The 12,307-nt window shown below is 38.8% G+C and carries 13 protein-coding genes; 8 read left to right on the top strand and 5 right to left on the bottom strand.

Going from position 1 to position 12,307, the window contains the following annotated elements; all coding sequences use genetic code 11:
- Nucleotides 1-7: 7 nt before the first annotated feature.
- The 4 genes from recF to dnaA all read right to left on the bottom strand — a co-directional run bounded on the left by recF (nt 8) and on the right by dnaA (nt 4,139).
- Entirely contained in the window at nt 8-1,093 is a 1,086-nt protein-coding gene (gene recF, locus KFE17_10920) for a DNA replication/repair protein RecF (protein ID QUO31381.1), read from the bottom strand.
- An 11-nt stretch (nt 1,094-1,104) separates the two neighbouring features.
- Nucleotides 1,105-1,314, bottom strand: a complete 210-nt coding sequence (locus KFE17_10915) for an RNA-binding S4 domain-containing protein (protein QUO31380.1) — start codon at nt 1,312-1,314, stop codon at nt 1,105-1,107.
- Nucleotides 1,315-1,329: 15 nt separating this feature from the next.
- On the bottom strand, nt 1,330-2,439 hold the full coding sequence (locus tag KFE17_10910) for a DNA polymerase III subunit beta (protein QUO31379.1): 1,110 nt from the start codon (nt 2,437-2,439) through the stop codon (nt 1,330-1,332).
- 296 nt (nt 2,440-2,735) lie between these two features.
- The gene (gene dnaA / locus KFE17_10905) at nt 2,736-4,139 is read right to left on the bottom strand and encodes a chromosomal replication initiator protein DnaA (protein ID QUO31378.1); all 1,404 of its coding nucleotides are present in this window, start codon (nt 4,137-4,139) and stop codon (nt 2,736-2,738) included.
- A gap of 439 nt (nt 4,140-4,578) precedes the next feature.
- On the opposite strand from dnaA, the gene rpmH reads away from it, so the two are divergent.
- The 8 genes from rpmH to rsmG all read left to right on the top strand — a co-directional run bounded on the left by rpmH (nt 4,579) and on the right by rsmG (nt 11,610).
- On the top strand, nt 4,579-4,713 hold the full coding sequence (gene rpmH / locus KFE17_10900; protein QUO31377.1) for a 50S ribosomal protein L34: 135 nt from the start codon (nt 4,579-4,581) through the stop codon (nt 4,711-4,713).
- Nucleotides 4,714-4,768: 55 nt separating this feature from the next.
- Nucleotides 4,769-5,152 carry a ribonuclease P protein component gene (gene rnpA, locus KFE17_10895; protein QUO31376.1) on the top strand — a complete coding sequence of 128 codons (384 nt, stop codon included), beginning with the start codon at nt 4,769-4,771 and terminating at the stop codon, nt 5,150-5,152.
- Nucleotides 5,124-5,336, top strand: a complete 213-nt coding sequence (gene yidD / locus KFE17_10890) for a membrane protein insertion efficiency factor YidD (GenBank protein ID QUO31375.1) — start codon at nt 5,124-5,126, stop codon at nt 5,334-5,336. The genes rnpA and yidD overlap by 29 nt, the downstream gene beginning before the upstream one ends.
- A gap of 26 nt (nt 5,337-5,362) precedes the next feature.
- Nucleotides 5,363-6,625, top strand: coding sequence for a YidC/Oxa1 family membrane protein insertase (locus tag KFE17_10885; protein ID QUO31374.1), 1,263 nt, complete (start codon nt 5,363-5,365; stop codon nt 6,623-6,625).
- 32 nt (nt 6,626-6,657) lie between these two features.
- The gene (locus KFE17_10880; GenBank protein QUO31373.1) at nt 6,658-7,512 is read left to right on the top strand and encodes a protein jag; all 855 of its coding nucleotides are present in this window, start codon (nt 6,658-6,660) and stop codon (nt 7,510-7,512) included.
- A 145-nt stretch (nt 7,513-7,657) separates the two neighbouring features.
- Complete coding sequence (gene mnmE / locus KFE17_10875; protein QUO31372.1) at nt 7,658-9,034, top strand: tRNA uridine-5-carboxymethylaminomethyl(34) synthesis GTPase MnmE; 1,377 nt, start codon at nt 7,658-7,660, stop codon at nt 9,032-9,034.
- A complete protein-coding gene (gene mnmG, locus KFE17_10870; GenBank protein QUO31371.1) occupies nt 9,000-10,895 on the top strand; it encodes a tRNA uridine-5-carboxymethylaminomethyl(34) synthesis enzyme MnmG in 1,896 nt (631 codons plus the stop codon). The genes mnmE and mnmG overlap by 35 nt, the downstream gene beginning before the upstream one ends.
- 1 nt (nt 10,896) lies before the next feature.
- Nucleotides 10,897-11,610, top strand: a complete 714-nt coding sequence (rsmG, locus tag KFE17_10865; GenBank protein ID QUO31370.1) for a 16S rRNA (guanine(527)-N(7))-methyltransferase RsmG — start codon at nt 10,897-10,899, stop codon at nt 11,608-11,610.
- 131 nt (nt 11,611-11,741) lie between these two features.
- On the opposite strand, the gene yfcE is transcribed toward rsmG, so the two are convergent.
- The gene (gene yfcE, locus KFE17_10860) at nt 11,742-12,296 is read right to left on the bottom strand and encodes a phosphodiesterase (GenBank protein ID QUO31369.1); all 555 of its coding nucleotides are present in this window, start codon (nt 12,294-12,296) and stop codon (nt 11,742-11,744) included.
- Between the last annotated feature and the right edge of the window lie 11 nt (nt 12,297-12,307).

Here is a 12,307-nt window from a genome sequence, read left to right as displayed (position 1 = left end):
ATTCCTCCTAATTTTCTCCAGTGACTTCACCATCTTTTACGTGAAACACTTTATTCATTGAAAATCTGTGATTAACAAATTCATCCAGACCGGTACAAGTCACAAGTGTCTGCACCCCCTGAATACTATCCAACAGATAATTCTGCCTATGTTTGTCAAGCTCAGATAATACATCATCAAGCAAAAGAACAGGTGTATCATGAAGCACCTGTTTCACAAGTTCAATTTCTGATAATTTTAATGACAATGCTGCCGTTCTCTGCTGTCCCTGTGATCCAAACTTGCGTATATCAAGATCATCTGCAAGAAAACAGATGTCATCCCGATGCGGTCCTGTTGAAGTACTCCTCATCCGGATATCCCTTTCCCTGTTCTTTCTGACAGCTTCTTCCAGAGACAGACTGCCGCAGCCAGGTTCATAAGAAAGAACCAGATTTTCCCGTTCTCCGGTAAGTTTTTGATGAATTGTTCCGACAATCTCATTTACTTCCCGCACAAACTTCCGTCTCCGCTCCATAATCCGTTCGCCATAATCAATCAGCTGCATATCCCATACTTCCAGCGTATCATATAGATCTCTTCTGTCAGGAATCTCTTTCAGCAGCTTATTTCGCTGATTTACGATTCGATTATAACTGGACAGATCACTTAAATATATCTTATCGAGCAGAGACAGCTCCATATCCATGAATCTTCGCCGTTCTGCCGGTCCATTTTTAATAATATTCAGATCTTCCGGTGAAAAAAAGACAAGATGAATCATTCCGAACAGCTCACTTGCCTTGCGAATCGGAATTTTATCAATGGCAATTCCCTTTGGGCTGTTCTTCTTTAAATGTACATCTATCTGGTAAGGAACTCCGTCCTTTTCTACCAGAATTTCAATATGAGATTCCTCTTTTCCAAACTGAATCATATCTCTGTCTTTTGTACCTCTGTGGGATTTTGTTGTCCCACAGAGATAGACTGCTTCAAGAATATTGGTTTTTCCCTGGGCATTATCACCATAAAAGATATTTGTTGCATGATTAAAATCAAGTTTCAACAAATGATAATTTCGGAAATTTTTTAACTTTAATGATTTCAGAATCATATGTCTACCAACTATCTGATAATTTTTACTTCTTCATTCTCAAAGAAAATGATGTCTCCCTCATGCAGCTTTTTCCCGCGGCGGGTTTCTACTTCACCATTTACTTTTACTTCTCCGTTCTGGATCACGATTTTCGCATCTACTCCGGATTCTACAAGACCGGCCAGTTTCATTGCCTGACCAAGTTTAATAAACTCATCTCTAATTGTAATTTCCTGCATCTTTTTCCTCTCCGACTATACTCCGGCATTAAAGTTGACCGGTAAAATCAAATAAATATAAGTTTCATTTTCATCTTTGATGAAGCAAGGTGCTTTTGGATTCATCAAAAACAAATTCACTTCTTCATCATCAATCACACGAAGTGCATCGATCAAAAATTTAGGATTAAATCCAATCAGCAGATCTTTTCCTTCTTTTTCAATCATAATTTCTTCATCCATCGAACCAATTTGAGACTGAATCTTCAGCTGCATTGTTTCATCACCAATATTGATGATGATTGGTTTCTTATCTCCTTCTTTTACCAATAATGTTGCACGGTCAATACAGTTTAACAGTTCTTTTTTATTGATTTTTACTTTTGTTTCGTAATCATTAGACAACATTTGGTCGATGCGGAAATATTCTCCTTCGATGAGTCGGGAAACAACAACCGTATTATCAAATTCAAACACAATATGATTCTTTGTAAAATATAAGTTGACATCATTTTCCGTTTCACCGGATAAAATCTTACTCACTTCGATTAGAGTTTTGCCCGGAACAACAACTTTTGTATCCGGATAGCTTTCTTTCAATGCGATTTTGCGAATCGCAATACGATGTCCGTCCAGGGAAACAACTTTTAGCTGATTATCATGGATTTCAAATAATTCTCCAGTCATCAATTTATTACTATCATTGTCTGCAATAGAAAAAATTGTCTGGCGGATCACTTCTTTTAAAGTAAATTGAGATAAAGTGACTGCCTGTTCTTTCTCAATATAAGGTAAATAGGAAAATTCATCTCCCGGTTTGCCGGAAATGTTGAATTTAGCTTTTTCGCAAGTAATCAATGTCTGTAAATTAGAATTTGTTTCAATTGTAATAGTATTATCCGGTAATTTTCTTACAATATCAGAAAAAATTCGTGCATCAATTGCAATTAAACCTTTCTCGAAGATATCTCCTTCAATAATTGTTTCAATTCCAAGTTCCATATCATTAGCTGTTAATTTAATGATGTCTGTTGTTGCATCAATTAAGATACATTCGAGGATCGGCATTGTTGTTTTAGAAGGTACTGCTTTGGAAACAATGCTGACACCTTTTACCAGATTTGATTTGGTGCAAACGATTTTCATGTGAATAACTCCTTTCTGGGTGTGCGAATATATAAATATATAAAAGTTGTCCGCAGTAACCGCCGTAGGGGGTGTTGATATGTGGATAACCCTCGTGAGCCGTGTAAATACGCAACTTTTTCGGTCTAAAAACTCTGTGGAAAAGAAAATGATGACATGTGAACGCCCTTTGGATAAAAAAATCCGAAAAAAAGGCCTTCAAGGTGTATCAACAGTCTGTTCACAGCTTGTCCACAAGATATGCTCAAAGTTATCCCCATATGGTGTGAATAACTTTAGGATAACTTGAAGTATATTTAAACAGGATTAATTTTCTTTTTAATAATATTAACAGTGTTACTTAATGTTTCGTCTGTCTTTAAATCAGCCGCAATCTTGTCTACGCCGTGGCTGATTGTTGAGTGGTCGCGGCCGCCCAGGATAATCCCGATGGATTTTAGCGGCGTATCGGTAATTGTGCGGATCAGATACATGGCAATCTGTCTTGGAATTGCGATGTCAGCGCTTCTCTTGCCGCTCTTTAAGTCAGCGATTGAAATATCAAAGTGTTCAGAAATTACATCCAGGATAGATTCCGGTGTAATCTGACGGTTCTCATCCGGTGAAATAATGTCTTTTAAAGCTTCGGCAGCCAGATTAATGTCAATAATAATGCTGCGGCCACCGGTCTGATTCAGCTTATAAAGTGCGATCAGTTTATTTAAAGAGCCTTCCAGTTCACGGATGTTTGATTTCACGTTAGATGCAATGTATTGTAGTACGTCATTAGGAATATGATATTTCTCAAGACCGTCAATTTCGATTTTTTTCTGTAAAATCGCCATTCTTGTCTCATAATCCGGTGATGAAATGTCAGCGATCAGGCCCCACTCAAAGCGTGTACGGAGTCTGGCTTCTAATGTTTCAATATCTTTCGGTGGTTTATCACTGGAGATAATGATCTGTTTGCCGGATACATGAAGATGATTAAACGTATGGAAGAATTCCTCCTGTGTACTTTCTTTTCCTATAATAAACTGGACGTCGTCAATTAAGAGAACATCATTTGTACGATATTTTTCACGAAAAGCGGCCATGGCAGATTCATTGCCGGTACGTCCGCTCTTGATGGCGTCGATCAGCTCATTCGTAAATGTTTCACTTGTAACATAAAGCACTTTTTTAGACGGATCATGTTCCAGAATAAAGTGCGCAATGGAATGCATCAAGTGAGTTTTGCCAAGTCCAACACCTCCATATAAAAAGAGAGGGTTATATACAGCACCCGGAGATTCGGCCACAGCAAGGGAAGCCGCATGCGCAAAATTGTTGTTGCCTCCGACTACGAATGTGTCAAATGTGTACTTAGGGTTAAGGTTTGCCTTCTCACTAAGATATTTGGAACGTTTTTTCTGTTCCGTTGTTTCTTTGATTTCTTTTTTCATCTCATCAAGTTCCGAGTAATCATTTTCGGAAATAAATTTGATGTCAAACTCTGTACCGGTTACTTCTGCAATGCAGACTCGAAGCGGGAGCAGGTACTTATTCTTAATATGCTCGACGCTTGCCTTTAAATTGACTGACAAAAATACTGTATTATCGATAACGTCATACACTTTTAGTGGGAGAATCCACGTTTCATATGAAATATTTGATAAACAGTATTCAAAACGCAGCTTTTGTATTATTTCTGTCCATTTTTCTTCTACTATGTTCATCATCCAAACTCCTACATATACTTATACATACTTGATTATATTCTACATCAAAAAAGATGTTAAGGCAATCAAAAATAAATGTGGATAACTTTTTGAACATCTTAAAGTACCGATTTTAAGCCATTCTTTGTTAAAAAAAAGATAATATCCAAAGTCTTTCCATATACTTTCCACTAATTATCCCCCAAAAAAAGCAAAGTTATCAACATTTTGTGGATAACATGTGGATAAGGGGATAATATATGGATAACTCTGGGGAAAAGAAAAAAGTGATAGAAAACAAAAGAAAATGTAAGGATTATCTTGACTTTCAGCCGGTTTCAGACTATAATTATGAGCGATGTCTAAAAGAATATATTTATCTTAAATGACAATAATCGTATATAATTTGCAGCAAGTATATTATATAAAGTACTTGAATTCAGTAAGGAGGTGGATATCAATGAAAATGACATTCCAACCAAAAAAGAGATCCAGAGCTAAAGTTCATGGTTTCAGAGCAAGAATGAGCACAGCTGGCGGAAGAAAAGTATTAGCAGCCAGAAGAGCAAAAGGAAGAAAACAGTTATCAGCATAGGCCGCATATATGTGGCCTTTTCTTCTATATATAAAGAAGAAAAGGAGAACTTTGAATGAAATTTTCCGAATCACTGAAAAAAAATCACGATTTTCAGTATGTATATAAAAAAGGAAAGTCTTTTGCAAACAAATATTTGATTATGTATCAGATGGAGAATCACCTGGGAAAGAACCGGGTGGGAATCTCTGTCAGTAAAAAAGTAGGCAATAGTATTGTCAGACATCGTGTTACACGTCTGATCAGAGAAAGCTACAGACTACAAGAAGGCAGATTCCAATGTGGATTAGATATTATTATTATAGCAAGAGCAGGCGCGAAAGGCAGAACATATCAGGAAATAGAGAGCGCATTACTCCACTTGGGAAAACTTCATAATATTATAGATGATATAAATGGAGATATCAGCAGTGAAAAAAATATTAATCGGAATGATTAAATTTTATCAGAAATATTTATCGGGATTAAAAAGATCGGCCTGTTGCATCTACACACCGACATGTTCTCAGTATGGCATAGAAGCGATTGAGAAATATGGTGCATTCAAAGGCGGTCTTTTGACGTTATGGAGGATTTTGCGCTGTAATCCATTTTCAAAAGGAGGGTATGATCCTGTACCTTAAAAAAAGGTAAAGATGGAGGAGAAAAAATGTCAGGAGTTTTATTAACACAGTCAAATTCATTTATTATTGGACCGATCGCTTGGCTGCTCGGAAAATTAATGAATGGTATTTTTGTTGTGCTTGATACAATCGGTATTCAGAATATCGGTTTATGTATCATTCTTTTTACAATTGTTATTTACACATTGATGCTTCCGCTGACGATCAAACAGCAGAAATTCTCAAAAATGTCAGCAGTCATGAATCCGGAGCTTCAGAAGATTTCAAAGAAATATAAAGGAAAGAAAGATCAGGAATCTATGCTGAAGCAGCAGGAAGAGATGCAGGCGCTTTACATGAAATACGGTGTTTCACCGACAAGCGGTTGCTCCACAATGCTTATTCAGTTTCCGTTGATCATGGGACTTTTCGCAGTAATTCAGAACATTCCGGCGTACGTAAACGGAATTAAAGCAGCATATATGCCGCTTGTAAATAGTATTTTAAGTTCTGATTCTGCATTAAAAGCAATTGAGAAGATCGGAAGCAAAGCGCCGATCAATATCAGTCCGGAACGTTTTGATTATACAAAAGCGAATACGATCGTAGATGTTCTGTATAAATTCCAGAGTGAATCCTGGGCAGAACTTGCAGACAAGATTCCAAGTATGGCAGATTTAATTACAGATACACAGAGCAGTCTGATCCATTTGAACAGTTTCCTCGGCATCAATATTGCCGAGACACCAATGACTCTGTTCATGGATGCAATTAAGACAGGTGCGATTCTTTCTATCATTCTTGCAGTTGCAATTCCGTTAATTTCCGGATTTACACAGTGGCTGAACATGAAGCTGATGCCGCAGCAGGAGACAGATCCGGATAACCCGGTTGCTTCTTCTATGAAGATGATGAACCTGACAATGCCGATTTTCTCAATGGTAATGTGTTTCACATTCCCGTCAGGTATTGGTTTATACTGGATTGCCAGTGCAGTTGTAAGATCTGTGCAGCAGGTGGCTGTAAATAGATATATGGATAAGAAATCTATCGAGTCCATGATTGAAGAGAACCAGAAAAAAGCTGCGAAGAAACGTGAGAAACAGGGCGTTGCGGCTTCTACATTAAATGAGATGGCTCAGAAGAATGTTCGCAATATTGCAGAGCCGAAGACAGCGCAGATGTCAACAAAAGAGCGTGATGAGAAGCTTCAGCAGGCTGCAGAGAAAAATAAGAATGCAAAACAGGGAAGTCTTGCAGCGAAAGCAAATATGGTTAGAGAATTTAACGAGAGCAATAAAAATAAGTAAATGATAATAGTGACTGGATGGGGGCACGAATTATGAAAGAAATCACAGTATCAGCGAGAACGCTTAGTGATGCGATTACAGAAGCTTTGATTGAGCTGGAAATCACAAGCGATATGTTAGAATATGATGTTATTGAAAAGGGAAGTGAAGGTTTCTTTGGAATCGGCCGTAAGCAGGCTGTAATCAAAGCCCGCAAAAAGGTAGTGGAACCTCCGAAAGAAGAAATTAAAAAAGAAGAGCCGGCAAAGGAAAAACCGAAAAAAGAGTTCAAGAAAGAACCAAAAAAAGAATCTCGCAAAGAACATAAAGAGCATAAAGAACAAAAAGAGTTCAAAAAGGATGCTGCAAGAGAACTTCACCGGGAAGTAAAAGAAACAGTTGCTCCGGTTAAGGAAGAGGAAAAAGAACCTGTGAAGCTTGCTGAGATTTCAGAAGAAACAAAGACAGCCTGTGTGGATTTCTTAAAAGGTGTATTTGAGACAATGAACCTGGAAGTTGAGATTGGAACAGAGATTGATGAGGAAGGCGCTCTTGCAATCGAGCTGAAAGGAAAACACATGGGAATCCTGATCGGTAAGAGAGGACAGACACTGGACGCACTTCAGTATCTGACAAACCGTGTTGCTAACAAAAATCAGGAAGGATTTGTACGCGTTAAATTAGATACAGAAAATTACCGTAAGAGAAGAAAAGAAACATTAGAAAATCTTGCAAAAAATATTGCATCAAAAGTAAAACGTACAAGAAAACCGGTTTCTCTTGAACCAATGAATCCGTATGAGAGAAGAATCATTCACTCAGCGCTGCAGGCAGATCGCTATGTATCTACTCACAGCGAAGGAGAGGAACCATACAGAAGAGTTGTAGTAACTCCGAATCGTAAGTAATTTAAGGAAGAAGACAGTAGGGTATCATACTTTACTGTCTTTTTTATATGAAGGCAAGGTGTGGTTTGATGGTTGTTCTTGTACAGCCGATAAAAATATAATATAATAAATTTGCGTTCTTGAAGAAAAAAGGAAAGGGAAGGCTATGTTAAAAAAAGATACGATTGCTGCGATCGCAACAGCAATGTCAAATTCCGGCATTGGAATTGTGCGGATCAGCGGCGAAGATGCATTAGATATTATTACAAAAATATATAGAAGTAAATCCGGAAAATGTCTGGCTGATCAGAAAAGCCATACAATCCACTATGGATATATTGCAGACGGCGAAGAATTTATTGATGAAGTGCTTGTGATGCTGATGAAAGGGCCACACAGTTATACGGGTGAAGATACGGTAGAAATTGACTGTCATGGAGGAGTTTTTGTTGTTAAGAGAATCCTTGAAACTGTGATTAAGTATGGTGCAAGACCGGCAGAGCCGGGAGAGTTTACAAAAAGAGCATTCTTAAACGGACGAATTGATCTGTCTCAGGCAGAAGCAGTTATTGATGTCATTGAAGCTCAGAATGAGTACGCACTAAAGAGTTCTGTCAGTCAGCTGAAAGGTTCTGTTCATGAAAAGATTGGAGAAGTCCGCGCGGAAATCCTGTATCATACAGCATTCATTGAAACTGCGCTGGATGATCCGGAACATATTGATGTAGATGGCTATGGAGAAACACTTCGGGGAGTTGTGGAGAAGCTTCTTGAAGAGCTTCAGAAGCTGATAGATTCTGCGGATAACGGCCGTATTATGAAGGAAGGAATCCGTACGGTTATTGTCGGTAAGCCAAATGCAGGAAAATCCTCTCTGTTAAATGTACTTGTAGGAGAAGAACGGGCTATTGTAACAGATATTGAAGGAACAACAAGAGATATTCTTGAAGAACATATTAACCTTCACGGAGTAAGCCTGAATATTATCGATACAGCAGGGATTCGCGATACAAAAGATGTTGTGGAAAAGATCGGGGTTGACCGCGCTAAATCACAGATGAATGACGCGGATCTTATCATCTATGTAGTAGATGTTTCCCGGCCGCTTGATGAAAATGACAGTGAGATCATGCAGATGATCGCGGACAAGCAGGCAATTGTGTTGTTAAATAAAACAGATTTGGAATCAGTTGTAACGGAAGAAGAGCTGAAGAATCAGCTTCAAAAACCGATGATCCAAATCTCTGCAAAGGAAGAAACCGGAATCAGAGAGCTTGAACAGGTTCTGAAAGAGATGTTCTTCCAGGGAGATATTTCTTTTAATAATGAAGTTTATATTACAAATGTCCGGCATAAGACAGCGCTTCTGGATGCTCGGGAAAGTCTGAAAAAAGTACTTCAAAGTATAGAAAATCAGATGCCGGAAGATTTTTATTCCATTGATCTGATGGATGCTTATGAGGCGCTTGGAAGTATTACCGGAGAAACGATAGGAGAAGATTTGGTTAATGAAATATTCAGTAAATTCTGTATGGGAAAATAAAGATCCATATGATGTTGTAGTAATTGGCGCAGGACATGCAGGTTGTGAGGCGGCATTGGCATCTGCAAGGCTTGGTCTGCGCACGATTGTATTTACCGTCAGCGTAGAAAGTATTGCGTTAATGCCGTGTAATCCGAATATCGGCGGAAGTTCAAAAGGTCATCTTGTAAAGGAAGTAGATGCTCTGGGCGGTGAAATGGGAAAAGTCATCGACCGGACATTTATCCAGTCCAAAATGTTGAACAAATCCAAGGGCCCGGCGGTACATTCACTGCGCGCACAGGCAGATAAGGCAGAATATACAAAGGAGATGCGGCTTGTACTGGAAAATCAGGAAAACCTGGAAGTAAAACAGGCAGAAGTAGTAGATATTCTGACAGAAGATGGGAAAATAACAGGAGTACAGACATATTCCGGATGTATATACCGCTGTAAGGCTGTAATTCTCTGTACAGGGACATATTTGAAAGCAAGGTGTATTTATGGTGATGTCAGCAGTGAAACAGGTCCTAACGGGCTTCAGGCGGCTAATTACCTGACAGAGGCATTAAAGCGGCTTGGAATTACCATGTACCGCTTTAAAACAGGTACACCTGCAAGAATTGACCGAAGGTCAGTTGATTTTAGTAAGATGGAAGAACAGTTTGGAGATGAGCGGGTCGTTCCGTTTTCATTTACAACAAACCGGGAAGATGTACAGATTGACCAGGTATCATGCTGGCTTACTTATACAAATGAAAAGACACATGAAATCATTCGGAACAATCTGGATCGTTCGCCGTTATTCTCAGGTATGATCGAAGGAACCGGGCCACGGTATTGTCCGTCTATAGAGGACAAAGTGGTAAAATTTTCCGATAAAGACAGACATCAGGTATTTATTGAGCCGGAAGGACTGTATACAAATGAGATGTATGTGGGAGGAATGTCCAGTTCTCTTCCGGAAGATGTACAGTATGAGATGTACCGCAGCGTGGCAGGACTTGAACATGTGAAGATTGTGAGAAATGCCTATGCAATCGAATACGATTGTATCGATGCAAGACAGTTGGATGCCACATTGGAATTCAAAGATATCAGCGGACTTTACAGTGCCGGACAATTCAATGGAAGTTCCGGATATGAAGAAGCAGCGGCTCAGGGGATTGTTGCCGGAATTAACGCAGCTTTAAAGATTCTCGGCCGTGAACAGATTGTCATTGACCGTTCACAGGGATATATTGGCGTATTGATCGATGATCTTGTAACAAAAGAAAGCCATGAGCCATATCGAATGATGACATCCAGAGCAGAATACAGACTTCTTCTTCGACAGGATAATGCGGATCAGCGGCTGACGAAGATTGGTTATGAAGTCGGACTGATTTCTGAAGAGAGATATCAACATCTTTTGGAGAAAGAACAGCAGATTTGTGGAGAAGTAGAGCGTTTGGAGCATGCGCATGTGGGTAACTCTGAACCTGTGCAGAAACTTCTGGCGCAGTATGGAAGTACACCTCTTACGTCAGGAACTTCTCTGGCAGAATTGATTCGCCGCCCGGAATTGTCGTATGAAGCGATAGAACCAATCGATAGTACACGTCCGGGAAAATTCAGCGAAGAAGTAGAAGAACAGGTAAATATAAATATTAAGTATGACGGTTATATCCGGCGTCAGGCGAAACAGGTAGAACAGTTTAAAAAACTGGAGAAAAAGAAAATACCGGAAAATATTAATTATGATGATGTAAAAAGTTTGAGAATTGAAGCAGTACAGAAGTTAAAGGCATTCCGACCGCGATCTATCGGACAGGCATCCCGGATTTCCGGTGTTTCTCCGGCGGATATCTCAGTGCTTCTTGTTTATCTTGGAGGGAAATAAAATGAGTCAGTTATTTGATGAAAAGCTTCAGGAGCTTAATCTTGTATTGACAAAACAGCAGAAGCAGCAGTTTGATAAGTTTTATGAACTGTTGGTAGAATGGAATAAAGTGATGAATCTGACGGGAATTACAGAGTATGAAGAAGTAAATGAAAAGCATTTCATAGACAGTCTTGCTGTTGTAAAAGCCATAGATTTAAGTAAAGTAAATACAGTCATCGATATTGGAACAGGAGCCGGATTTCCTGGAATCCCGTTGAAAATTGCATTTCCTCACTTAAAGATTACATTACTTGATTCTTTGAATAAGCGAATCAAGTTTCTTGATGAAGTAATCCGGGAATTAGGGCTGCAGGATATTAAAACAATTCATGGCCGGGCAGAAGATTTTGCAAAACAGAAAGAATACCGTGAGCAATATGATCTTTGTGTATCCAGGGCAGTTGCGAATTTAGCAACACTCAGTGAATATTGCATTCCATACACAAAAGTTGGGGGACAGTTTATTTCTTATAAATCAGGTGAAATTCAGGAAGAAATTGATGCATCCAGAAAAGCCGTATCGATTCTTGGCGGAACGGTAGCAGATGTTGTAAAATTTCAGCTTCCGGGAAGTGATATTGGAAGATCATTTGTAGCTATAAAAAAAGAAAAGGCTACAGCAAAAAAATATCCTAGAAAAGCAGGGCTTCCGGCAAAAGAACCGCTAAAATAATTCATAAAGGAATTCATAAAGAAAAAGATAATCAGAAAGCGAAGTCAGCTGTTAGAGATGCAGCATGGCTTCGCTTTTTGATTTTATTCAGAATTTTGTTCAGAGAATCTATCATAGAATTTCTGACAGTGCTATTTTTCTGATAGTGTATACTCTTTGTAAATATCACCGGTTTCAAGAGATTTCCAGAGAAAATGTCCATCTTCCAATGTCATATAGCTTGGAATACTGTTCTCTTTTGGGAGAGAAGCAGAGCCTGGATTCATATAAATACAGTGCTCGGTAGCTTCCAAAGCAGGTACATGGGTATGACCGTGAAGGAGAATATCGTTTGGTCCGATTTTTGGCAAGTCTGTCAGGTTATAAAGATGACCATGTGTGATAAAAATCATAGTACCCTGCTCACATAAAAGTGCGTAATCTGCCAGTACCGGGAAATCTAAAACCATTTGATCTACCTCGGCTTCACAATTTCCGCGGACACAAAAAATATTATCTTTCATAGAATTCAGCATTTCTGTAACTGATTTCGGGTTATATTCCTTTGGAAGATCATTTCGCGGACCGTGATAAAGAATATCACCAAGTAAAATAATCTTATCGGCAGCTTCCTTTTCAAATTGTTCTAATATTTTGCGGCAATAATAAGCAGAACCGTGGATGTCTGATGCAATTAAATATTTCATGTTATAATCTC

Origin of the sequence: Faecalicatena sp. Marseille-Q4148, assembly GCA_018228665.1 — a bacterium.
Taxonomy (GTDB): Bacteria; Bacillota; Clostridia; order Lachnospirales; family Lachnospiraceae; genus UBA9414.
The sequence above is the reverse complement of the archived record's forward strand: the minus strand, read 5'-3'. Positions and strand labels throughout refer to the sequence as shown.